Below are 22,957 nucleotides of genomic sequence, written 5' to 3'. Positions count from 1 at the left end.
AATGTATAATGGCTAATCTTATAGAAGTAAATAATGTATATAAGACCTTCGGAAAGGGAGAGTCGATGACGAAGGTGCTCTCTGGGGCTTCACTTAACGTTGAAAAGGGCGAGTTCGTATCACTTATGGGAGCTTCGGGAAGCGGAAAATCCACTCTTCTGTATCTCATCGGCGGACTTGACAGAAATTTTGAGGGTACTATCTCGGTGTGCGGAAATGACATCGCAAAGCTGAAGGAAAAGAATTTGTCAAAGCTGAGACTTGAAAAGATAGGCTTTATCTTCCAGTTTTACAATCTTGTGCAGAATCTCAACGTTGAGGACAATATCCTGCTTCCGTCCAGCGTTAAAGGAAATAGCAAGGCAGATATGAAGGCTCAGCTTGATGAGATACTTAGCATAACAGGTCTCACAGAGAAGCGCAAGGCAAAGCCCTCACAGCTTTCGGGCGGTCAGCAGCAGCGTGTGGCAATAGCAAGAGCAGTTATCGGAAATCCCGAGATAATACTTGCCGACGAGCCGACAGGTAATCTTGACTCGGTAGCAGGTGCAGAGATAATGAATCTTTTCTCAAAGATAAACAAGGAAAAGGGCATAACAATATTACAGGTAACTCATTCGGATAAGTGCGCAGCTTACGGCGACAGAGTTATCGAGCTCGTAAACGGAATGACCAATGTCCAGAATATCGGTCAGCCTGTTGTATGAAATAATAAAAAGGGACTTGAAAAAGTCCCTTTTTTATATCTGTATATCGTTCAGGCAGACTCATTGTCGAAATTCTTGAAATATAGTCCGCCGTAGAGGCTGAACATAAGTTTTTTCAGGAAACCTACATCAGCCTTTGCACCTGTAAGTATGTAGTTCTTGGCGATACTGTTCATACCGCTGGAAATAAAGTCAACGATGAAAATTCTTTTCTCATCGGAAACATCACTGATGAAGTATTTACACTCCATAAGGGATCTGTACTGCACATCGTAAAGAAAATGTATCATGTCATTGCGTACAAGCAGGGATATTATGTGGCGCTTATCCACTATATATCGGCTGTAGCCCTCGCAGAAGCTGCGGAACATGGCGGAATGGCAGGAGGTAGCGCTTTCCTCTGGAAGATAGCAGCAGTTGTTGCTGAGCTCATAGATTATGACATTTTCCTTTGTACCGAACAGAGAATAGAAGGTCTGGCGTGATACCTGAGCTTCGCGGCACAGGTCACTGACGCTTATGTCATTGAAGGACTTTTCTTCAAGAAGTTTTAAAAGTGCTTCGGAAATAAGCTTTTGTGAGAGTAAAGCTGATTTGTTGCTGCCCTGATACATTGACAAAATACCTCGCTTTGTAAAAGTTGATATAAGTGCCTTGACAAATGTCAAAGACTGTGATAATATTATAACAAGGGTGCGGACATTTGTCAAGCCCCTTTAAGTGAATTTAACGGAGGTTACAAAAATATGGCACAGGTTACTAAGGATACAAAGATCGGTGAGCTTCTTCAGCTGGATAAAGACGTATCGCCAATCCTTTTCAGCATTGGTATGCACTGTCTCGGATGTCCTGCATCACAGGGCGAGACAATCGAGGAAGCTGCAATGGTACACGGCGTAAATGCTGATGAGTTGGTAAACGCTATCAATCAGAAGCTTGCAGAATAAGATATAGCAATAATACTACAAATAAAAAGGACACTTAACCGTGGTACTTGTATAGAAAGTTTTGCACTAATTATTGAGAGAACCCCTTTTGAAAAAGGGGCTTCTCTCAAACTCTCTCCCGAAAACTTTCAGTTTTATTTTTTCTCAGATAGGGCACACCCTGCATTACTTGCAGGGCTTTTTTATTTTCGGTGTGCCCTATCTGAGAAAAAATCAGCTAAAAAAGTCTTTGGAAAGGGGCTCGGGGGAAAGCCTTTCTTCAGAAAGGTTTCCCCCGATAAATAGTATAAGCTTCTATATAAGTATCACGTTTAAAGTGTCCTTTTATTTTTTTACTATGTTATGGTCGTAAACAAAGATGGTGTATTTTGTATCGTTGATTGTAGTGGTAAGGGTATTCATTGGGATATCCTTTTTATAATCGTCAGATTTGATGAAATTGCTGCGCTCATCGCCCTCAAGTATGAGGAAGTACTTACGCTGGAGAGGATTATCCTTATACCATTTTGTGGAGGACTGATACCTTCTCATCGACACGCCTTTGTCGTCGATATAAACGTCGCTGACTTTTATTTTTCCGTCTGTGATAAGTGTTATTGAGTTGGCATTCCAGAAGGTGGAATAGCCCCTTGTCAGACCATGCTCATCAAGGAAGTCCGCAAGCTGGTACCATGTATTCTGTTTGTAGCCGTCCTTCGGCATTTTCATCACATTTGAGAATGCAAGGAAGCCTGCTGCAAAAACAGGTACGATCAGCAGTGAAACTATTCTTGAGCAGTCTGCATTTTCCGTGACAGCCCAGCATACAAACAGTATGCTGAGGATAAGAGAAGTTCCCACCATAGGAGTGAGTCTCCAGTCTGCAACTGCCAGAACTCCGCAGATATAGCCCATAAGGACTACAGCCGTCACTGCCCAGTGCAGCCATACCCATATGCGCATCATTCTGCCCTTTCGGTCATTTCCGTACTTTTTATAGCATATCGTAGCGATTATCGGCATAGCAGCTAAAATAAGTGCGGATACGATATATACAATGTTTGGGATACCCTGTTTGTTGGTGAACATGACATCGGGAATGTTCTCGACACCGAGAAGCCTGAACCACGCAATTGGGAGCTTCTGTAAGTGGGATATCCATGAATTCATTTCCGAAAACTCAGAGTTTGCGTTCTGATAGTTTGCTGTAAGACCGTAGAGCAGATGATTATTGAGCATATTTCCTACAACTGTCATTATAAGAAAAACAAGAGCACGGAAGGTAACGAGAGCGGTTTTACCGCTTAAAATGCTGTACTTCTTATTGATGAACTGCTCGATAAATATTGCACCTGCAAACGGGAGTGCAAACAGAGTCAATCCTGAAATGCCGTTCATTCCGGAAAGGAGCATGAATAAGCATAAGCCCATGAAAAGTATCAGCTTGTGCAGGAAAGTGCCTTTGTGATTTTTGCCCTCTTTTTTCAGTTTGCTTTCCTTGCTTCCCAGAGACAGTATCCTTGCATACAGAAATGTACCGATAACAAGGAAGAGAAGTCCGAGAGAGTAATATATGGTATGTCCCCAGAATATCTCTCTGAGCTTAGGGGTAACAAGAGTTATAGATATGAAAAGTGCAGTACCTGCAAAGCCTGCGGGAGTGTTTCCTGTTATCTCTCTTATCATCAATATCATAAACAGCGTTATTAATATGAAGAAACAAAGCATTCCGGCTATATGAGCAGTCATTCCGAAGCCGAATATTTTTATCAGCGGTATCATAATGGTACTTGTGCTGAACGGCAGGAAGCAGGCGTAGGCGAAAGAAGGGTCATAGAGCTTTCCGCTTTCCAAAGATGCATTTGCCCACATTATGGTATCTGTGCAGTCTGCATGGAATTCGTATTTTCCTGCGTAAATAATGTAGTATACCGCAGCACCGACTGTACATATGAATATGAAAAATGCCGCAGCGAATATAAAGATATCTGCAATGATATTGTATTTTGAACGCTTATGTGCAGGAGCTTCTGCGATCGCATCGGCTGCCACAGCTGCATCTGGAGTTTCGGTGACCTCGGGGACTGTTTCTGTAAATGCTTCATCAGCAGGCGGAACAGCTTCTTCCGTAAGGTCTACGACATCTTCTGCTGTATCCGACGGTACTTCCGTCAGGTCTATGTTCTCATCGGTGGGGATTTCCGATACTTCTTTGTCTGTTGTATCGGAAACAGGTGTCTCGATTTCTTTATCCATTATATTACCTCACAATGGGAACGGGCAGCATAAGCTGCCCGAAGGATTATTTATTATCTTTTTTGGTGTAGAGCAGTATCTTTCTTGCGAAGAAATTCCAGAGGAAGGAAACTGCTGTTGAAACTACCTTAGCTATGATCTGGAAAAGACTTGTCTTATCGCCGATCCATACCTCAAAAAGCTTTGTAATGCCGATAGTGATAAGAAGTCCTACCACACCGATAGCCGCAAAGCTCAGGAACTCCACAAGCTTGTTCTCGACCTTGGAATTCTTGAATATCCATAAGGTGCTTATGAGATAGTTTACTGCAAGACCTGCAATGAATGAAAGGGAATTGGCTACCCAGCCGTATTCCTTCTGTTCGCCGAAAGCAAATCTGAACAGTATATATGACAATGCGAAGTCTACAACGAAAGCCAGTCCGCCGACAAAAAGGTAGCGGAAAAACTGTATCAGAGTATTGTCCGTATCGCCGACAAACAGCTTTTTGAACTGTTTATCGCGGAATATCTGCTTGATCTCGTCCATTACTTCTGCTTCTCCTCGTGGTATTCCTTTTCTGTATTAACGTTCCAGATCGAGGACTTGTCTGTGCTGCCGTTCTTGATAGCCTTAACAGCCTCGAATGAGGTTACCATAGAGTGGTCGATATTGTTGTATCTGTGCTGACCGTTACGTCCTACGCAGAACAGGTTCGGGATAGTATCGAGGTAAGAAATGAGCTTGTCCATTTCCTCATATGTGTCAAAGTAAGCAGGGTAAGCCTTCTTTACCTTTTCCATATGTGTATCTATTACCTCGTCTGCACTGTCGATGAGACCGAGCTTTACCATTTCCTTTACACAGAAGTCAGAGAACTGTGCTTCTGTCATGTTCCAGAACTTGTCGCCTTCTGTTACGAAGTATTCAAGACCAACCCATACAGTATGACCAAGATCCTTTACCATGTAAGGAGACCAGTTGTTATAGATCTGGAAACGCCCCATCTTAACACGTCTGTCCTGAACGTATACCCAGCAGTCAGGCACGATATTGCCGACTGTACGCATATTTGTCTTGTTCTTGAGCTTGAGCTTGGGAACGAGAACACCGAGAGTCATATAATCACGGTATGGGAGACCTGCTGCGATACGAGCAGCGTCCTCGGGAACGTCGTTCATACCTGCAACGAGATCCTTTACAGGCATTGATGAGATAACAATGTCGCCGCTGAGTTCGATCTCCTGACCGTCCTTGACGTAGGTAACACCTGTAAGGTTGTTGTTTGCGTCCTTGTGGAGCTTCTTAACGCCAGCCTCCATGATGATAGTACCGCCAAGCTTCTTTACCTCGTCGGCAGTTACTTCCCAGAGCTGTCCGGGGCCAAGCTTAGGATACTTGAATTCCTCGATAAGTGAAGTATTTACCTTACGGTTCTTTACTTTGAAGAGCTTGCCGAAGAAGTCCTTGATGATGCCTACGATAGACAGACCCTTTGTACGCTGTGCGCCCCATGAAGCGTCTATCTCGCTTGGGTGTCTGCCCCAGAGGTTCTCGGTGTAGTACTCAAAGAACATTGAGTAGAGCTCCTTACCGAAGCAGTTGATGTAGAAGTTTTCAAGGTTGGTTTCGGGACGCTTGTGTATAGCCGCTTTAAGGTAGCTGAAGCCTACCTTGATAGTTGTGAAGAAGCCGAAATTCTTGATAGTTTCGGGCTTGAGAGAAACAGGGTAATCATAGAACTTATCATTGAAAAGGATACGTGAAACTCTGTGTCTCTTGAGCATTACGCGGTTTTCCTTCTGAGGGTCTGGACCGCCTGCCTCAACGTTTACGTGTCTCTTGAGGTACTTATCGTCAGATGAAGGAGCACCCTGTACAGGGAGCATATTGCTCCACCATGCGTTTACCTCCGGTATTTTTGAGAAGAAGCGGTGACCGCCCATGTCCATGCGGTTGCCCTTGTAATTTACAGTTTTGGAGATACCTCCGATAGCATTTGTTTCTTCGAGGACAGTTACTTCGTACTCTCCAGAGCCGTCTTTAAGCAGCTCATATGCGGCTGTAAGACCCGCAGGGCCTGCACCGATGATTATAACTTTTTTCATGCCTGTATTTCCTTTCCGCGGAGACTGATACTCCGAAATATACTACATAATATAGACGTAAAAGTTTGCAGAAACTCTCACTGAAAATGGCTCTTTCATTACAAACGAGCAGAAAAAGCCCATACTATAAATTACATTATACCACATCTGAAAATAATAATCAAGTAAAAAAGGCATTTTTTCTGCTGTGAAGCTGTTACCAGTGCATATCTGACAAAAACGAACAGAGAAAATTGTGCGTGTATACGAAGTTGAAATAATTTTTTCTGATAATCAATGGTTTTACGTTGAATTTCAAGTGCTTTCAGCCCTATAGTGAAAGGCGTTATGAAAGTCGTTAGCCATTAGCCTTTAGCTGTTCGCCCGCAAAGGGCAAATGCACTTCAAATGACACAATGTAGAGGGCGGCGTTTCGGGGGCTTGAAACGCCTGCATATAACAATAAATCCGTTATTCCTGTTGCAAATAAAACGTTTTTTGTAGGGGACGGCGTCTTCGACGTCTCATTTGATGAAATTATGTGCAACGCTGAACTCTCAACTGGCGGACGGCGAAACGCCGCCCCTACAGCAGCGTGACGCTGCACCCGTCCACGTTGTCGCTTGTTAAACGCGCTCACTTTTTACAAAATCGTTAATTGTACTTCGCTTACGGCACATTTAATTCCGCATTACGAATTAAAATGCGGCTATCGGGCGGACATTGTTCGCCTCTACATTCTTAGTTCTACTCTTTACTCACTTGCGGGCTGTCGAGGATGCCAGCCCCTACAATAAGCACTAACAACTAAAAATAGAAAAGGCGCACCGCAGTGCGCCCATAGTATTACTTTTCTGTGCAGAACTCGACCTTTTCGCCGTTGAGTATCATATTTGTAGTTCTTACAGCACACATTTTGCCGCACATTGAGCAGGTGTGTCTGTCAGCAGGAGGAGTGCTCTCGAAGTAAGCTCTTGCCTTTTCGCCGTCAACAGCTATATCGAACATCTTATCCCAGTCGACCTCGTGGCGGGCTTCAGCCATAGCGTTATCACGGTCTGTAGCGTGAGGGATACCCTTTGCGATATCAGCAGCATGAGCAGCGATAAGGCTTGCGATGATACCTTCCTTAACATCGTTTGTATCGGGAAGTCTCAGGTGCTCGGCAGGAGTTACATAGCAGAGGAAGTCTGCACCGCTTGCAGCAGCGATAGCACCGCCGATAGCAGAAGTGATGTGGTCATAACCGGGGAAGATATCGGTAACGAGAGGTCCGAGAACGTAGAAAGGCGCGTTATGGCAGATACGCTTCTGGAGCTTCATATTTGCAGCTATCTCGTTCATTGCCATATGACCCGGTCCCTCTACCATAACCTGAACGTCCTTAGCCCATGCTCTTTCGGTAAGTGCGCCAAGCTCGATAAGCTCAGCTATCTGACCGCCGTCTGTTGAGTCGTCGATACAGCCTGGACGGAGAGCGTCACCGAGAGAGATAGTACAGTCGTACTCGCGGAGAATGTCAAGGACTTCGTCATAATACTCGTAGAATGGGTTTTCGTTGCCAGTCATCATCATCCATGCAAAAAGGAGTGAGCCGCCGCGTGAAACGATGTTCATTTTTCTCTTGTCTCTGCGGAAAGCTTCTACTGCACGGCGGTTGATGCCTGCGTGTATAGTCATGAAGTCAACGCCCTCCTCTGCGTGAGCACGTACAACTCTGAGAAAGTCCTCGGCTTTTATCTCAAGGAGGTCCTTTTCAAGGTAGCCGATAGCATCGTACATAGGAACAGTACCTATCATAGCAGGCGACTTCTCAACGAGAGCCTTGCGGAAGGTGTTGGTCTTGCCGTAGTTTGAAAGGTCCATGATAGCCTCTGCTCCGAATTTGAGAGCCATATCCACCTTTTCCATTTCGATGTCGTAGTTCTTTGCGTCGCCCGAAATACCGAGATTTACGTTTATCTTGGTACGCATTCTTGTACCGATACCCTCGGGAGATATTGATTTGTGATTGATATTGCAGGGGATACAAACCTCGCCCTTTGCAACGAGTGCGCGGAGCTCCTCTGCGTCTATATATTCCTTTTTAGCGACTATTTCCATTTCGGGAGTTATGATACCCTTTTTAGCCGCTTCCATCTGTGTATAGTAATTCTTCACTTTAGTTTCCTCCGATTTTTTATATCATTTGATTTGCATTAGCAGTTATTAAGTAGGGGACGGCGTCCCTAAACAGATAATTATGAACTGCTTATTCTGCTGATTTTGCAAATTCGCCTGTAAGAGCAAATGCGTGGTTCATAGGACCGCTGCCCTTGCCGAGGTCGAGCATAGCTGCAAGTGCGCCCGAGATGTAGTCCTTAGCTCGTTCAACTGACTTCTCCAATGTGAAGCCCTTTGCAAGATTTGAAGCGATAGCACTTGAAAGTGTACAGCCTGTACCGTGGGTATTGGGATTGTCTATGCGCTTTCCCCTGAACCACGAAGTGCTGCCGTTATTCCAGAGCAGGTCGTTTGCGTCATTGAGACTGTGACCGCCCTTGCACAGTACAGCACAGCCGTATTTCTCGCCGATTACCCTTGCAGCCTTTACCATGTCGTCCTGTGAGGATATCTTCATATCCGCCAGTATCTCCGCTTCGGGGATATTGGGAGTAACGACTGCTGCAATGGGGAGGAGTTCTTTTTTAAGAGTCTCAACAGCCTCGTCTGCGATGAGTTTTGAACCGCTCGTTGCTACCATAACAGGGTCAACAACAATATTTTCAGCCTTGTATCCGCGGAGCTTTTCGGCAATAGTGCGGATAAGCTTGTCGGAGGATACCATGCCTGTTTTTACTGCATCAGGACGAATGTCCGTAAATACAGCGTCGAGCTGCATGGCTAAGAATTCAGGCGATACCTCCATAATACCTGTTACGCCGGTCGTGTTCTGCGCCGTCAGCGCGGTTATCGCGCTCATAGCAAAAACACCATTCATGGTCATGGTCTTCATGTCCGCCTGAATGCCGGCGCCTCCGCAGGAATCGCTTCCTGCGATAGTTAATGCTGTTTTCATTTACATTTCTCCTTTGAATTTATTTGGACTCCGGGTCCCAGCATTAATTTTGTATAGCGAGACAAAGTGGTGCCCCCGATGTCACGCTGCAAAAAAGGTGTGCCCACAGAGAGACACACCTACATTCCATAAGTATTTCCCTACGTTGGCATTATCCAAATCAGGTAAGGTCGGAGTTAACAACTCCCTCTCAGCCTGTTTACAAGCTCCCTTTTTCTTATACATTATATCACATTATCCGAAAATGTCAAGAAGGCAAAATATTAACAAAATATACTTGATTGGTGTTGGAATCTTTGGTAAAATTATTGTAAGATGTGAATTCCATATCACTTTATCAATTATCGAAAAACGGAGGTATCAACTATGGACAAGAAAGCAATGTACAAAATAAGCTACGGACTTTTCGTCGTTACCGCAAACAGTAACGGCAGAGATAACGGCTGTATCACAAATACTCTGGCTCAGGTAACGTCAACTCCCAACAAGGTGAGCCTTACTGTTGCCAAGACTAATCTTACTCACGATATGATAATGGCTACGGGAAAATTCACCGCTTCTGTCATAAGTACGGACGCTGATTTTTCGCTTTTCAAGCGTTTCGGCTTTCAGTCGGGAAGAGATGTTGATAAATTCGCGGACTTTTCCGACTGCAAACGTGCAGAAAACGGCACCCTGATAGTTACAAAGGGGACAAATGCGTATATATCCTGCTCTGTATGGCACAGCATTGACCTTGGCACACATACCATGTTTATTGGCAATGTTACGGACATGGAGGTGCTCAGTGATGCTCCTTCCGCTACATACGAATACTATCAGAGCAATATAAAGCCCAAGCCCGAGGCTGTGGGAACTACCTCTGACGGTCAGACAATATGGAGATGTGTTATCTGCGGATATGAGTACGTAGGAGAGGAAGTCCCCGATGATTTCGTCTGTCCTGTATGCAAGCACGGCAAGGCTGATTTTGAAAAGGTAACAGGCGGCGGACAAGAAGCTGTACCCGTAGGAAAGACCGAAAGCGGCGAGACTATATGGAGATGCATGGTCTGCGGCTATGAATACGTGGGAGAAGAAGTTCCTGCGGATTATGTCTGTCCTATCTGCGGTGTAGGTGCGGATCAGTTCGAGAAGATGAGCTGACAGGCGTTTTTCTGTAACGATAAACTATAAAGGGGAAATGAGGATATGATCGTTTATTTTTCAGCTACAGGCAACAGTAAATATGCCGCAGAGCGTATAGCGGCTGCTCTTGGTGACAGAGCTGTATCCATTGAAGAAAAATGCTATGATATCACTTTGAAGGAGGACGAGTGCTTCGGCATAGTCACTCCAACTCACTGGTGGGCACTGCCTATACCTGTCAGGGCTTTCCTGAGAAATCTCAGGCTTCACAGGAGGGGGAGCCATTATGTCTTTGTGGCTTCTACCTATGGCACCACTCCCGGTTGCAGTGCCGAGGAGACCCGTCATCTGCTGAGAGAAAGGGGCATAAGGCTAAGTGCTGCTTACAATATTAAAATGCCCGATAACTGGACTGTTACATTTGATCTTACCGATCCTGTCAAGGTAGCAAGACAGAACGAAAAGGCTGAGATCAATATCGACAGGACTATCGCAATGATACTTCATAAGAAAAAAGGCAATTTCACAAAGCTCAGGACTCCCTATGCTATATATCCTTTCACTGACAGAGTCTTTGCAAAGGTGAGAAGTACGAAAAATCTTACCGTTGACGATAATTGTAACGGCTGCGGTCTTTGTGCTAAGAAATGTCCCGTGAATGCTATAGAAATGCGCGACGGCAAGCCTGTATGGGTAAGGGACAGATGTGCGCTGTGCTTCCGCTGTCTGCACCACTGTCCGCAGTTCGCTATTCAGTTCTGGAAGGGTGCTACAAGAAAGCACGGTCAGTATACAAATCCCAATGTAAAGGTATGAATATATGCGAAATAAAATAACGGTTCTTATGAGTATTTCGGCTGCACTTGTAATGATAATGACAGGCTGCGGCGGAAAGAAAAAAGTTGAAAAGGAGATAGTTCCTGCTGTAATTAAAAGCTGTACGATGAATGTGAGTTCTCATTACAGCGGCTGGGGCGAGGACGGCGGCTTTCTCGGCGAGGGAGATTTTTCCGAAGATATTACCGTGACTTCAGGGGATATACTTTACGAGACCTATGACGGACACTGGGTAAAAAAACAGAACGACAGATATTCCTATGAAGCCATTGCTGAAATAAAGTCCGTAGACGGCAGTGAGATAGTCTGGAGCTATAACGGCAGCGAGTACCATACAAGATATGACAGATGTTCCGAGGTAAACTCTATGTATACGGTTTGTGACGGCATAAATTTTGATTATAAGGTGACTTTCTCGGATTATTCCGAACAATAATTTCAGAAAAGGTTTTTATATGACAGGAAATACACAAAAATACAAAATATTCAATCGTGACATGATGAAATGTCTTGCTGTATTCATCATGTTCTGGGGACACCTTATAGGTTGGGCAGTGCAGTACAAATACGGCGATGTCAAGGCATTTTACACCTTGCCTATGTGGCAGTATATCGTAATATACACATCACTGTTCTGTCCGCCTGTTATGTTCTTCTTTATCGCTGATGGCTACAAATACACTCGTGACAGGAAAAAGTATGCAAAGAGACTTTTTATCTTTGCCTGTATAACTCAGCCCTTTGACTGGCTGTGCTGTCAGAAGTTCAGCGGCTGGTGGCATACAAATGTTATATTTACGCTGTTTTTCGGACTCCTTGCAATAATGGCGTGGGAGAGCAAATACAAGCTGTGGCAGAGGATACTCCTTGTCATAATCTGTGACGGTGCAACTGCACTTATTATGTCGGACTGGTTGGTATTCGGGGTGCTGTTCATACTTTTCCTGCATATCTTCCGCGATAAGCCGAAGGCACGGTGTATAGCGTTTATGCTTCTTACCTGTCTGCACTTCCTGCCTAATCTGTTCAGCCTCGGCAAGGTACCCACGGACAGGCTTATCATTCAGATAGCAGTAATGATGCTCATGTTCGTGCTGGCTTATCTTTGCATGACAGTATTTTACAACGGCAGAAAGGGCAAGCACCCGATGCTGGCGAAATGGTTCTTTTACGGCTTCTATCCGCTGCATTACCTTATTATCTGGATAGTTGCTGTTGTTATAAGCCGTTAGCCTGTAAGGGCGGATATTATCGCCCGCAAGTGAGTAGTAGGGGCTGGCGTCTTCGACAGCCCGCAAGACTTTTGGGCTGACGGCAAAGGGCTAACGGCAAAATTAATATTTGCGCAAAAAGGCACTCGATTTGAGTGCCTTTTTTATAGTTATTGAGTTATAAGAAGCTTTCTCAGTGCCACAAGGTCAAATACGTCTATCACAGCGTCGCTGTTGATATCTGAATTATCGGCGCTTATTTCCTTTTCAGCTCCGAGGAGATATTTTTGCAGGCGTACAAGGTCGGCAACATTTACCGAGCCGTCGCTGTTCACATCGCCTACAGATGAAGCTCCTGCGGTGCCGTATACAGCTATTTCCGCAACGTTGCAAAGGTACACAGAGTCATTGTTCAGGGGACTTGCTGGTGCGCCTGTGGGGACTTCATATCGGATATATCTTGCTGTGATATTTTCAAGCTCGTCCGTGTAATTCATCTTGAAGGAGGGCTTCTTTTCAACAGTATAGACCTTTTTCCAGTTTGTTCCGTCAGTGGATACGCTGAAATATCCGCCTATCATACGTGCTTCGTAGCCGCTTCTCGGACAGTATCCGATATTGCCGATATTGCATATCTTTCCAAGGTCAAGCTGTACATAGCCGCCTTCCAGACCGTCAAAATAGGTATTGAGGTCGCCGTCATAAGCTTTTTCAAATGTAACGGTGGCTGTATCCTTCCAAGAGCCGCTTCCTGTACCCGAAACGGGTTCGAGCTTGTCATACTTAGGACGAGTAGAGCTCTGTCCGTGAGGGACTCCGAAAAGTGCTATCTCAGCAATATTCGCGCAGTATGCGCTGTCCTTGTTGTACTCGTTCTTAGGTGCGCCCGAGGGTACTTCATAACGGATATAACGGGCTGTTGTATCACCCGAAAGTGCGGTGACGTAGTGCATACCCGATGAGGGCTTGTCCTTGACGGTGTAGATCTCCGACCAGTTCGTACCGTCCTGAGATGCAAGAAACCTGCCGTCTGTCATGCGGTACTCATAGCCGCTTCTCGGAGCATATCCGAGAGCTGTAATGTCGTAAAGTCCGCCCAGATCAGCCTGTACCCAGCCGTCGCTGACACCGTCAAAGTAAGTAGCTGTACTGCCGTCAAATGCCTTTGCATAGGTAGTTGAGGAGTCGCTGTTCCATGAGTCCGAGCCGCTGAGCATAGACGAATTGATCTCTATCTGGTCTGTAAGAGCCTTGCCGCCTGTTACTCCTTCGATTATGTAAGTAGTAACGGACTGCTTTGCAAGAGTAGCTTCAAGTGCGCTGCCTTTGAGGTCGATAGTATTCAGCGACTTCCACGACTCGGAATTGCTCGTGCGTATGGGCTGAGCCTTTGTGCCAACTGTGTCGAAGCCCGAAAGGTCGAATACTATCTGCTTGTCAGATGAACCGTCATTTGTGGCTACGATAACAAGCTTGTCGTTCTTTTGGTCGAAGGCTGCAACGCAGTTATTGCTGGATTTCAGCATGGTCATACCTGGACGGATATAGCGTGAGAACTGTCCCATAGAGTAGTATTTCTTGGTGAGGATAATTTTGTTGTTGTCATGGTCTGCAACAGCAAGTCCCCAGTAGCCGCCCTGGGTATTTACCATACCCTTGTCCTTGTTGCCGTTCATTCCCACCTGTGAGATGTGGTTGTCAATGACCTGCCAGAGTATCCATGCAGATGAGTTGAGCTCGTTCAGGTCAAGGGTTATGCGGTCTGCGAGCCATAGACCAGCGCCCATTTCGCCTGCATTTGTGCCTGCTGTAGAACCGCCGTCAACCTCGCTCATCCAGAGGTTACGGTCTGCCTTTATGGCAGTTTCTTTCAGCTCTGCACGTTTGCTTCCGCCGTAGGTATGAGTGTCGATACGTCCTATGAGAGCTCTTGTGGCTGCGGACATATTGTTCCATGAGGATATCTGTGTATCTATGACGGACTCGTCGTTTGCGCTTATGATTATATCGTTCAGTCCGCGCTTTTTCAGGGACTTTGAAAGCTCCTGATAGATAGTGTCCATAGACTTGCCCTGGTCGAAGTGACAGCCCTCCTGCTTGTTGCTGTATGCGCCCCAGTAGTTGGTATAGGGCTCGTTCATAGGCGTTATGCTCTGTACGTGTATGCCCCAGTCCTTTTCGTAGTGGGCTGTGACCTCTGCAAGGTACTCTGCAAAATCCGTGTACTTGTCATCGCGGAGGTTATTGTTGTTTGAGTCCTTTGCGCCAGAGCTGCAACCGCTGTTTGTCATATAATAGGGGGGAGAGTTTGAGAACATTTCCACTATCATATCATCGCCTGCGGCTTTGATACATCTTTCGAGGACGTTTCTCTGGTTGTGGTCAGCGCTCCAGTCGTAGGTGACATTGCCGTTGTTATACTTTGTATAGCCCGGCATATTTGAGTCTGTACGGGTGATATGGGTGTGTGAAGGATCATCGCCTCCGCCTATGTTGAAGCGGGCAATGTTCAGACCCAGACCCTCGGGACTGAAAAAGGTATCTGCTGCCTGCTGTGCAAGGGTATCAGAGTAGCCCACTCTGTTTGCCCACCAGCAGAGCGAAGTGCCCCAGCCCTCGAACTTTCCGCCGTTTATGTCGTATACATCGTAGGGAGAAACATTTACTATGGTGGCTGCGGCTGCTTCCTGAGCAGGCATGACAGTCATCATCGTCGATAAAATAGCTGCTGCGGCAGCCGTTGAGAATATCCGCTTGAATAGCTTCATATGGATTTACCCCTTTCTGTATTGGTTATCTATCATTATACACAATTATTTTAGAAATGTAAACACAAATTTTTAGGAATATGGTGAATATATGATGTAAATTGTTTTTACGATTACGCAGGCTGCTGCTTGCTTTACAGGAAAGATAAGTTGTGATATAATCAATGTGTATTCAAAAACGCCTTTAGGCGGTTATTGCCCTGAACAAGGTTCAGGGAGCGCAAATTCTTTTATAATTTGATAAGTGAAGCTATAAGGCTGAATAAATACTGTTAACGAAGAAAGGAAAAATATGGGTTCTTACGTTGAGTTTAAAAATGTGAAAAAAACTTACAGGACAGGCGAGGTAGAGATAAACGCTCTCAGTGACGTGAATTTTGAGATAAACAAAGGGGAGTTCTGCGTAATAGTGGGCGCATCGGGTGCAGGAAAGACAACTATCCTGAATATCCTCGGGGGTATGGATACTCTTACCTCGGGAAGCGTTTTCCTTGACGGTACGGAGATATCCTCACTGAGCAAAAAGAAGCTCACTGCCTACAGACGCTACGAAGTGGGATTTGTTTTCCAGTTCTACAACCTTGTGCAGAACCTTACCGCACTTGAAAATGTGGAGCTTGCTGCTCAGATATGCCGCGATCCTCTTGATGCAGGAAAAGTTCTCGAACAGGTGGGACTTGCTGAGCGAAAGGCAAATTTCCCTGCACAGCTTTCGGGCGGTGAGCAGCAGCGAGTGGCTATTGCGCGAGCTCTTGCGAAAAATCCAAAGCTCCTGCTCTGTGACGAGCCTACAGGTGCGCTTGACTACGAGACAGGCAAGGCTGTACTGAAGCTTTTGCAGGATACCTGCCGAAAGAACGGCATGACTGTGGTTGTCATAACTCACAATCAGGCGCTTACTCCCATGGCTGACCGTATAATCAAGGTCAAGAACGGCACGGTATCAAGTGTGCGTATGAACGAGAATATTGTTGATATCGAAGATATAGAGTGGTGACGGTATGGGCTCGGCAGTAAGAAAAACTACTCTCCGCGAGATACGCGGAACATTCGGAAGATTTTTTGCCATAATGGCTATTATTGCACTGGGAGTCGGTTTCTTTACGGGTGTAAGGATAACTACTCCCGCAATGGTCAATACTGTAAACAGTTTCCTTGCAGAAAAGCAGCTCTACGATTACAGACTGCTTTCCACACTGGGCTGGCAGGAGGACGACATTGCGGACTTTAAGAGCCGTCCTGATGTGAGAGCGGCTGAGGGTGCGTACAGCCTTGATATCATGGCCGGGGGCTATGTATTCAGAGCCCATTCACTTACTGATAATATAAACGGTCTCAGGCTTGCGGAGGGACGGCTCCCTCAGGCTCCCGATGAATGTATAATGGAAAAGGGCAAGCTGCCGCTGGGTACGGATATATACCTTTCCGATGAGAACTCCGACAGCGTAAAAAACGCACTGAAAAGCAATAAGTTCACAGTTGTGGGTACGGCGGAGTCCTCAATGTACATCAATTTCGAGAGAGGCACTACATCTGTGGGAAACGGCGAGATAAACGCATTTATCTATCTGCCTGCGGAAGCCTTTGACATTGATGTGTATACTGAGGCTTATATCCGCTTCGATCAGGACTTTGCCATATATTCCGACGAGTATGAGAGCTTCATGGACGGCAGGGACAAGCAGTGGGAGAATATCGCACAGTCCCGTGCAGACCTTAGATATGGCGATATTTACGCAGAAGCCGAAAGTAAGCTGAATGACGGTAAGGCAGAGCTTGAAAAAAATCGGAAAGAGGGTCAGGAAAAACTGGATTCAGCAAAGCTTGAACTCGATAACGCAAAGACACAATTAGACGAACAGCTTGCTCAGCTTGAACAGATAAAGGATATAATGCCTGAGCAGTATGCTTCGGGCATGGAGCAGTACAATGCAGGGCTTGCCGAGTATGAGAGCGGACTTGCTGATTACGAAGCTTCACTTGCAGATTTTGAAAAGCAGATATCCGATGCCGAAAAGGATATACAAAAGGGCGAAAATGATCTTGCAAAGCTGAAAAAGCCCGAGGTATTCGTGCTGGACAGAAATACCAATATCGGTTATGCCTGTTTTGAGAACGATTCCGAGATAGTTGCGCAGGTGGCAAGGATATTCCCTGTATTCTTCATACTGGTCGCAGCTCTGGTATGTATGACTACCATGAGCCGCATGGTGGAGGAACAGCGTACTCAGATAGGCGTATTCAAGGCTCTCGGCTATTCCGAGGGCACTATAATGGGAAAATTCATGTTCTATTCGGGCTTGGCGGCTATAATAGGCTGTGTGCTGGGCTACGGAGCAGGAACATATCTGTTCCCGAAGATAATCTGGAAAACCTATGAGCTAATGTACATTAAACTCCAGATGAGCTATCTTTTCGACAAAAAGCTTGCTCTTATTGCACTTGCTGTTTCGCTTGTATGCTCTGTGGGCACCACATGGTTCAGCTGCCGGATGGAGCTTTCTGAAACTGCGGCAGGACTTATGCGCCCTAAAGCTCCGAAAGCAGGAAAGCGCGTATTCCTCGAATATGTAGGCTTTATCTGGAAGCGTATGAAATTCCTGCATAAGGTGTCTATACGAAATATTTTCAGATACAAGAAGCGTTTCTTTATGATGATACTGGGCATAGGCGGCTGTACGGCACTGCTGGTCACGGGCTTCGGCTTGAAGGACTCCATTGCAGGCTTTGCGGAGATGCAGTATGAGGATATACAGATAGCAGGGGGCTCGGCTTCACTCAGAAATGTAGGCGATGAGGTGCCTGCGGAGCTTGAAAGGGTGCTTGCGGAAAATACTGAGGACTATACTTTGCTCTACACGGGCTCATGGGATCTGCTCTACGGGAAAAAGGTGAAAAGCATTACCGTTAATGCAGCCGACAGCTTTGAGTGTATGGAGAAGTATTTCAAATTCAGAAGCATGGACGGTAGTCAGCTTGCGCCGCCTGCTGAGGGCGAGGCTGTTGTCAGCCACAGTATTTCGGAGCGTTACGGCATAAAAGCAGGGGATATCATGAAGCTCCGCGACGAAAATATGCGTGTGTTGGAAGTAAAGGTCAGCGGAGTCTTTGAGAACCACGTTTACAATTTGGTGTTTATGAGCAGAAGTACTATGGAACAGCAGCTTGGCGAGAAGCTCCCCGTAAACTATTCCTTCATCAACTTCAAGGACGGGGCGGATACGTCAATGGCTTCTGCGGAGCTTTCAAAATGCAATAATATAACCTCTGTCATGGTGTTTGAGACTCTGAAGGAGAGACTGAGCAAGATGATGAGCAGTCTTGATTATATCGTTCTTATCGTTATAGTATGTGCGGCTGGTCTGGCGTTCATAGTGCTGTATAACCTGACGAACATCAATATTACCGAGCGCGTACGTGAGATCGCTACCATAAAGGTACTTGGCTTTTTCAGGCGCGAGACCTCGGCTTATGTGCTCCGCGAAAATCTTGCGCTTACGGCTATAGGCACGGCTATAGGACTTGTGCTTGGTGTGTTCGTTCACGGTTTCGTTATGGCGCAGATAAGAGTGGATATGGTGGATTTCAGTGTGCGGATACTGCCGAAAAGTTTTGTTTACAGCGTAATTCTCACATTTATTTTCACCTTTGCGGTGGATATGTTCATGGAGATAAAATTAGAAAAAATTAATATGGCGGAATCACTTAAATCTATAGAGTGAAACAAATTAAATCATGTTTGAAAAGTGCTTAAACTAATAGTTGAAATTTACTCCCCTCGCAAAGAGGGGATAGTTTTTTTGTACAAACCTACGAAGATAACTATTTGAAACGACAGTATATTGACATTTTGTCGCTTTTGTGCTATAATGATTATGAACTAAAGAGAGTTCAGGGGATTATGGATCGCTGTTAGATTCAATTAAGGAGAAAATTTAATGAATTACAAGATCAAAAGAGGCGTACTTAAAAGGTACAAGGACGAAAAAGGCGTTACTGAGATCTTTATTCCCGATAATGTAGGGATAATCGATGAAGGAGCGTTCTCTGACTGCACAAATCTTGTGAGAATTCTCGTTCCCGATACTGTTCAGGTTATTTCCGATACAGCTTTCAGCGGTTGCGAAAATTTAAGAAGTATTGAAATACCTGAGAGTACCATGCATCTCGGTTGGTATGCTTTCAGGGGCTGTCGAAGTCTCAGTGACCTGACAATCCATTCATCTTTGGAAGAGATAGGCAAGTTCGCTTTTGCAGGCTGTGAAAACCTTTACTGTGTAAATGTAGTACACGGTGATAAGGTTTACAGGATCGGTTTGAAGGGTGAGCTTGACAACGAAAGATGGCAGAAGATACGTCATAAAGTCATCAGCCTCGACAAAACAATAGCTTCGTAATTGTTTTTGTACAATGCTTTCTACATCACCCCCGTCCGTAATAATGGGCGGGGCGTTTTTTTTATTAGTGAGTAGAACTAAGAGCTAAGAATGTAGGGGCGAACAGTGTTCGCCCGATAGCCGCATTTTAATTCGGAATTCGGAATTATTGTGAAAACGCCCCTACAGGCTAATGGCTAACAGCTAACGGCTTATGTAATGCCTTTCACTATAGGGCTGAAATAACTTGAAATTCAACGGAAAACCATTGATTATCAGAAAAAAATATTTGCAGTTCTATGTTTTAAATAAAAATAGCCGCCTGTATTTGTGAGAATTTCACAGTACAGGCGGCTTTTTAGGTATTTATTATGGTTTGAACTCAAATTTCGGCATGAGCTGGAGCTTGTGGAGATTAGCTCTGTGCATTCTGTCGATCTTCTCCTTTATTGCAGGCTCTGAGCTCAGGTCGTCGAGTCCGCGGATATATCTGTCCAGCATAGCGTATGTGAAGCCGAGATTCTCCTCGTCGGTCTTGCCGCAGAGTCCGTCGATAGGCACTTTATGTACCAGTTCATTTGGGAGTCCGAGATATTCGCCTACCTGTAAGACCTCTGTTACCGTAAGGTCTGAAAGTGGAGAGAAGTCTCCTGCGGCATCACCGAATTTTGTGGAATAGCCTACCCAGTCCTCAGACATATTGCAGGTGTTTACAACTCTGCCGTTGTGACAGGCTGCAACTGCGTAGAGAGTTGTCATTCTTATACGTGCAGGAGTGTTTACAACAGCCTGATTTGAAGGCTCCATGTGCTTTTTCAGCTCGCCCATGAATGAGCTTACGGTGTCGCCGATATTGATAGTATAGCTCTTTATGCCAAGTGTATCCACTAAAAGGCGGCTGTATGCGATATCAGCCTGTTCGCCCTGTGGCATGAGAACTCCGATGACCCTGTCCTTGCCGAGAGCCTTTACGCAAACTGCTGCGGCGACGGAGCTGTCCTTACCGCCTGATATACCGATAACGGCATTGGTCTGGGGAGTGGCTGTCTTTTCAAAAAGGTCGCGTACCCACTGTACAACATCATTGGTAACTTTTTCTGCATTAAAGCTGTAGCTCATTTTTATACCTCCGTTTTATCAGTCTGAGACTGTGGTTTACGGGCGGCAGATCCCGCCCTTTTATGCATTAGTCAGCCATTGCCTTCTTTATAGCGTCGAGCAGCTCGTCATATGTCTCGAAAGCAGGAAGCTCGGGGTGATCCTTCTTGATCTGCTCTGTGCTTCTGAACAGGAATCCTGCCTTGCTTGCCTCTATCATGCCGAGGTCATTGTAGCTGTCGCCGCTTGCTATGGTATCATAGCCGATGGACTGAAGTGCTTTTACTGTTGTGAGCTTTGATTTTTCGCAGCGCATCTTGAAGCCTGTTATCTCGCCGTTATCTGCTACTTCAAGGCTGTTGCAGAATATAGTAGGCCAGCCCAGCTTCTTCATCAAAGGTGCGGCAAACTGTGTGAAAGTATCGCTGATGATGATTACCTGACCAAGCTCGCGGAGAGAGTCAAGGAACTCCTTTGCGCCCGGCATTGGGTCTATCTTAGCGATAGTGTCCTGAATTTCCTTGAGACCGAGACCGTGCTCCTTGAGAACACCGATACGCCATTTCATAAGCTTATCGTAATCGGGCTCGTCACGGGTGGTTTTTTTGAGTTCGGGGATACCGCTTGCTTCTGCAAATGCTATCCAAATCTCGGGGACGAGTACGCCTTCAAGGTCAAGACAAGTTATATACATATAAATTCCTCCGTTTATTTAAGATATTACTCTACTATTATACTACGTTTTGATGCTTTTGTAAAGAAAAAACTTTCCCCTTCGGAGTTATAAGCTCCGAAGGGGGAATATCATATATTCATGCTTTTTTATTTTTAAGGAAATCACGCAGAGTACCGCTTCCGCCTGTAGAAACATGGGTGTAGTATGAGAGAATATTTGATGCATCAACTGCGTCAACACTGCCGTTTCCGTCAACGTCCATTTTCTTTATATCTGCCGCGCTGAGCGCATAGTCGTTGGAGGTCTGCACCTTTGCATAGGCAGAAAGAATAATTGAAGCGTCTAAGGAGTCTAATTTGCAGTCGCCGTTAGTATCGCCGAGAAAGCTTATGTAGGGCTTTGCGTCAAAGCCGATCTTCTCGGAATAATTTTCTACATTATAGCCCGTAAATCCGGGGAGTACATCATCGGCGAATACTATAAGCTGTGCATTAAGCTTCGTGTTAGTATTTATGAGACTGTAAGTACCGCCGCTGAATGTATCAATTGGTGATGCCCACATAAACATACTGTCTTTATTAAGCTTGTCAACCACTTTGTTTATCTCTTTTACGTCTGAAAGTCCGTATATGATAAGGTAATTTGTTGCTTTGTCATTCCCGCTGTTCAATACAGCATCTACCTTTACATTATCGCCCAAAACAGGCTTGCCTGAGGTATCTGTTGTGAAGAGCTCTATGAAGCTGTTTTTATCAGTAAATTCTGTCTGCGGAGCAAGGGTCAGGTCGCTGAAAACTGTTATCTGCTTGATGTTTTCGGACTTCTGAGCGATTTTATATTGCTCGTCGCTAAGCTTGCATACTATCGTAGCAGTATAATTTGAGCAGAATACTTCTGTACCCTCAATTCCAAGCTCCTTTACTATCTTTGCAGAAGCTTCCTTATATGCTTCTTTGAGGAGTCCAAGCCTTATTTCCTGAGAATAATCAGCAACCTTCTTTTCGACCTCTGTACTGCCTAAGCCCTGTTCGTACAGCGAATAGGTGTAATCGTGTACCTTTTCGGCAACGGTTTCGTCGATATCTTTTGTGTCGATGTCATTGTAGAATATCCAGTATGACTTATTTTGCGTGTTTTCAGTCGGGGCTGTGGTGGTTGTCTGCGGAGCAGAGGAAGTTGTTACAGTGGTAACAGTTTCAGTATCATTTTTCTTTGCCATTGGAACAACGAGCTTTCCGTCATTGAAAGCAAACTGATACTTATCGCCTGTCTTACAGCCAAACAGAGCAACACCTAAGGTTGAGCCGTAAGAACTGTAACCGTAATAATACTCTTTTCCGTCTGCGTCATTGAGATGAATGCTCCAGTGTCCCGAACCGTCGTACATTGCGCTTGTTACTGTCAGTTCCTTTGAGTCCATAAGATCAGAGCAGTTTCCGACCTTGTTCAGAACTGCTGTGTCATCGAGCTTATAGTAAGATGCCATTGCATAGACAGGATTATCGGGTGCAGAATAAACCAGTGTCTTTTTTTCGTTACCGTCAGATACGAGTACATCTCCGTATGAAAGATCGGCAGGTGCGTTTTCCCATACTATCTTGTCGGCAGAATAACCGGCGTTTGAATTGGGATATACATATTTGAGCTGTGTGTAATTGTTTTCGTAAGTGCCTACGACTACATAGAATTTTTCTGCATCAAGCTTGTTGTCCGATGCCGATGATACTGCGGTTTTGTCCTCCGCAGCAGTGTATATATTTGTAAAAGGCAGTGATGTCAGACAAAGTGCCAGCGCAGAGATAAAGGATAAATATTTCCGTTTATTCATAATAAGACCTCCTTTTATAAG

The 22,957-nt window shown here is 45.3% G+C and carries 19 protein-coding genes and 1 riboswitch; of the genes, 9 read left to right on the top strand and 10 right to left on the bottom strand.

The window, feature by feature from the left end; translation table 11 throughout:
- Positions 1-8 precede the first annotated feature (8 nt).
- Positions 9-707 (top strand): ABC transporter ATP-binding protein, encoded by a 699-nt coding sequence (locus BUB28_RS11700; protein WP_072951629.1) that lies wholly within the window; start codon positions 9-11, stop codon positions 705-707.
- A 50-nt stretch (positions 708-757) separates the two neighbouring features.
- Here the strand turns inward: BUB28_RS11700 and BUB28_RS11695 are convergent, their stop codons facing one another.
- On the bottom strand, positions 758-1,375 hold the full coding sequence (locus tag BUB28_RS11695) for a TetR/AcrR family transcriptional regulator (RefSeq protein ID WP_242939990.1): 618 nt from the start codon (positions 1,373-1,375) through the stop codon (positions 758-760).
- A gap of 78 nt (positions 1,376-1,453) precedes the next feature.
- Between BUB28_RS11695 and BUB28_RS11690 the strand changes: the two genes are divergently transcribed.
- Positions 1,454-1,654, top strand: a complete 201-nt coding sequence (locus tag BUB28_RS11690; protein ID WP_072951625.1) for a DUF1858 domain-containing protein — start codon at positions 1,454-1,456, stop codon at positions 1,652-1,654.
- A 324-nt stretch (positions 1,655-1,978) separates the two neighbouring features.
- Here BUB28_RS11690 and BUB28_RS11685 read toward each other — a convergent pair whose 3' ends face one another.
- From BUB28_RS11685 to thiD, 5 genes are all read right to left on the bottom strand, one after another.
- Positions 1,979-3,889, bottom strand: coding sequence for a hypothetical protein (locus BUB28_RS11685; protein ID WP_072951623.1), 1,911 nt, complete (start codon positions 3,887-3,889; stop codon positions 1,979-1,981).
- A 46-nt stretch (positions 3,890-3,935) separates the two neighbouring features.
- The gene (locus tag BUB28_RS11680; protein WP_072951621.1) at positions 3,936-4,418 is read right to left on the bottom strand and encodes a GtrA family protein; all 483 of its coding nucleotides are present in this window, start codon (positions 4,416-4,418) and stop codon (positions 3,936-3,938) included.
- Positions 4,418-5,977: an NAD(P)/FAD-dependent oxidoreductase gene (locus BUB28_RS11675; RefSeq protein ID WP_072951620.1), complete on the bottom strand. Its 1,560-nt coding sequence runs from the start codon at positions 5,975-5,977 to the stop codon at positions 4,418-4,420. Before BUB28_RS11675 ends, BUB28_RS11680 begins: the two co-directional genes overlap by 1 nt.
- Positions 5,978-6,802: 825 nt before the next feature.
- Positions 6,803-8,095: a phosphomethylpyrimidine synthase ThiC gene (gene thiC, locus BUB28_RS11670; protein WP_072951679.1), complete on the bottom strand. Its 1,293-nt coding sequence runs from the start codon at positions 8,093-8,095 to the stop codon at positions 6,803-6,805.
- A 112-nt stretch (positions 8,096-8,207) separates the two neighbouring features.
- On the bottom strand, positions 8,208-9,014 hold the full coding sequence (gene thiD, locus BUB28_RS11665; RefSeq protein ID WP_072951618.1) for a bifunctional hydroxymethylpyrimidine kinase/phosphomethylpyrimidine kinase: 807 nt from the start codon (positions 9,012-9,014) through the stop codon (positions 8,208-8,210).
- A 119-nt stretch (positions 9,015-9,133) separates the two neighbouring features.
- Positions 9,134-9,237: riboswitch (TPP riboswitch) on the bottom strand.
- 143 nt (positions 9,238-9,380) lie between these two features.
- On the opposite strand from thiD, the gene BUB28_RS11660 reads away from it, so the two are divergent.
- The 4 genes from BUB28_RS11660 (at position 9,381) to BUB28_RS11645 (ending at position 12,211) form a co-directional block, all read left to right on the top strand.
- Positions 9,381-10,160 carry a flavin reductase gene (locus BUB28_RS11660; protein WP_072951616.1) on the top strand — a complete coding sequence of 260 codons (780 nt, stop codon included), beginning with the start codon at positions 9,381-9,383 and terminating at the stop codon, positions 10,158-10,160.
- Positions 10,161-10,205: 45 nt separating this feature from the next.
- Positions 10,206-10,958 (top strand): EFR1 family ferrodoxin, encoded by a 753-nt coding sequence (locus BUB28_RS11655; protein WP_072951615.1) that lies wholly within the window; start codon positions 10,206-10,208, stop codon positions 10,956-10,958.
- Between the two features lie 4 nt (positions 10,959-10,962).
- Positions 10,963-11,415, top strand: a complete 453-nt coding sequence (locus BUB28_RS11650; protein ID WP_072951613.1) for a hypothetical protein — start codon at positions 10,963-10,965, stop codon at positions 11,413-11,415.
- 61 nt (positions 11,416-11,476) lie between these two features.
- Positions 11,477-12,211 (top strand): TraX family protein, encoded by a 735-nt coding sequence (locus BUB28_RS11645; RefSeq protein WP_207647108.1) that lies wholly within the window; start codon positions 11,477-11,479, stop codon positions 12,209-12,211.
- 149 nt (positions 12,212-12,360) lie between these two features.
- Here the strand turns inward: BUB28_RS11645 and BUB28_RS11640 are convergent, their stop codons facing one another.
- A complete protein-coding gene (locus BUB28_RS11640) occupies positions 12,361-14,958 on the bottom strand; it encodes a discoidin domain-containing protein (protein WP_072951609.1) in 2,598 nt (865 codons plus the stop codon).
- Positions 14,959-15,250: 292 nt separating this feature from the next.
- Between BUB28_RS11640 and BUB28_RS11635 the strand changes: the two genes are divergently transcribed.
- The 3 genes from BUB28_RS11635 (at position 15,251) to BUB28_RS11625 (ending at position 19,355) form a co-directional block, all read left to right on the top strand.
- A complete protein-coding gene (locus BUB28_RS11635; RefSeq protein WP_072951607.1) occupies positions 15,251-15,955 on the top strand; it encodes an ABC transporter ATP-binding protein in 705 nt (234 codons plus the stop codon).
- 4 nt (positions 15,956-15,959) lie between these two features.
- On the top strand, positions 15,960-18,680 hold the full coding sequence (locus BUB28_RS11630) for an ABC transporter permease (RefSeq protein ID WP_072951606.1): 2,721 nt from the start codon (positions 15,960-15,962) through the stop codon (positions 18,678-18,680).
- 216 nt (positions 18,681-18,896) lie between these two features.
- Positions 18,897-19,355, top strand: coding sequence for a leucine-rich repeat domain-containing protein (locus tag BUB28_RS11625; RefSeq protein WP_072951604.1), 459 nt, complete (start codon positions 18,897-18,899; stop codon positions 19,353-19,355).
- A gap of 348 nt (positions 19,356-19,703) precedes the next feature.
- On the opposite strand, the gene nadE is transcribed toward BUB28_RS11625, so the two are convergent.
- The 3 genes from nadE to BUB28_RS11610 all read right to left on the bottom strand — a co-directional run bounded on the left by nadE (position 19,704) and on the right by BUB28_RS11610 (position 22,936).
- Positions 19,704-20,453, bottom strand: coding sequence for an NAD(+) synthase (nadE, locus tag BUB28_RS11620; protein ID WP_072951603.1), 750 nt, complete (start codon positions 20,451-20,453; stop codon positions 19,704-19,706).
- Between the two features lie 67 nt (positions 20,454-20,520).
- Positions 20,521-21,126: a bifunctional phosphoserine phosphatase/homoserine phosphotransferase ThrH gene (thrH, locus tag BUB28_RS11615; RefSeq protein ID WP_072951601.1), complete on the bottom strand. Its 606-nt coding sequence runs from the start codon at positions 21,124-21,126 to the stop codon at positions 20,521-20,523.
- Positions 21,127-21,244: 118 nt separating this feature from the next.
- Positions 21,245-22,936: a dockerin type I domain-containing protein gene (locus BUB28_RS11610; protein WP_072951600.1), complete on the bottom strand. Its 1,692-nt coding sequence runs from the start codon at positions 22,934-22,936 to the stop codon at positions 21,245-21,247.
- Positions 22,937-22,957: the final 21 nt, after the last annotated feature.

The sequence above is a fragment of the Ruminococcus flavefaciens genome (assembly GCF_900143025.1).
GTDB classification, from domain to species: Bacteria; Bacillota; Clostridia; order Oscillospirales; family Ruminococcaceae; genus Ruminococcus; species Ruminococcus flavefaciens_I.
Note: the sequence above shows the minus strand (reverse complement) of the source record. Positions and strands in the feature narration are given on the sequence as shown.

Bases quoted from the DNA above. Each gene is read 5' to 3' on its own strand.
- BUB28_RS11690 (WP_072951625.1), top strand. From the start codon at position 1,454: ATGGCACAGGTTACTAAGGATACAAAGATCGGTGAGCTTCTTCAGCTG.
- BUB28_RS11645 (WP_207647108.1), top strand. From the start codon at position 11,477: ATGATGAAATGTCTTGCTGTATTCATCATGTTCTGGGGACACCTTATA.
- BUB28_RS11640 (WP_072951609.1), bottom strand. From the start codon at position 14,958: ATGAAGCTATTCAAGCGGATATTCTCAACGGCTGCCGCAGCAGCTATT.
- BUB28_RS11660 (WP_072951616.1), top strand. From the start codon at position 9,381: ATGGACAAGAAAGCAATGTACAAAATAAGCTACGGACTTTTCGTCGTT.
- thiD (WP_072951618.1), bottom strand. From the start codon at position 9,014: ATGAAAACAGCATTAACTATCGCAGGAAGCGATTCCTGCGGAGGCGCC.
- thiC (WP_072951679.1), bottom strand. From the start codon at position 8,095: ATGGAAGCGGCTAAAAAGGGTATCATAACTCCCGAAATGGAAATAGTC.
- BUB28_RS11625 (WP_072951604.1), top strand. From the start codon at position 18,897: ATGAATTACAAGATCAAAAGAGGCGTACTTAAAAGGTACAAGGACGAA.
- BUB28_RS11685 (WP_072951623.1), bottom strand. From the start codon at position 3,889: ATGGATAAAGAAATCGAGACACCTGTTTCCGATACAACAGACAAAGAA.
- BUB28_RS11650 (WP_072951613.1), top strand. From the start codon at position 10,963: ATGCGAAATAAAATAACGGTTCTTATGAGTATTTCGGCTGCACTTGTA.
- BUB28_RS11700 (WP_072951629.1), top strand. From the start codon at position 9: ATGGCTAATCTTATAGAAGTAAATAATGTATATAAGACCTTCGGAAAG.
- nadE (WP_072951603.1), bottom strand. From the start codon at position 20,453: ATGAGCTACAGCTTTAATGCAGAAAAAGTTACCAATGATGTTGTACAG.
- BUB28_RS11635 (WP_072951607.1), top strand. From the start codon at position 15,251: ATGGGTTCTTACGTTGAGTTTAAAAATGTGAAAAAAACTTACAGGACA.
- BUB28_RS11610 (WP_072951600.1), bottom strand. From the start codon at position 22,936: ATGAATAAACGGAAATATTTATCCTTTATCTCTGCGCTGGCACTTTGT.
- BUB28_RS11655 (WP_072951615.1), top strand. From the start codon at position 10,206: ATGATCGTTTATTTTTCAGCTACAGGCAACAGTAAATATGCCGCAGAG.
- thrH (WP_072951601.1), bottom strand. From the start codon at position 21,126: ATGTATATAACTTGTCTTGACCTTGAAGGCGTACTCGTCCCCGAGATT.
- BUB28_RS11675 (WP_072951620.1), bottom strand. From the start codon at position 5,977: ATGAAAAAAGTTATAATCATCGGTGCAGGCCCTGCGGGTCTTACAGCC.
- BUB28_RS11680 (WP_072951621.1), bottom strand. From the start codon at position 4,418: ATGGACGAGATCAAGCAGATATTCCGCGATAAACAGTTCAAAAAGCTG.
- BUB28_RS11630 (WP_072951606.1), top strand. From the start codon at position 15,960: ATGGGCTCGGCAGTAAGAAAAACTACTCTCCGCGAGATACGCGGAACA.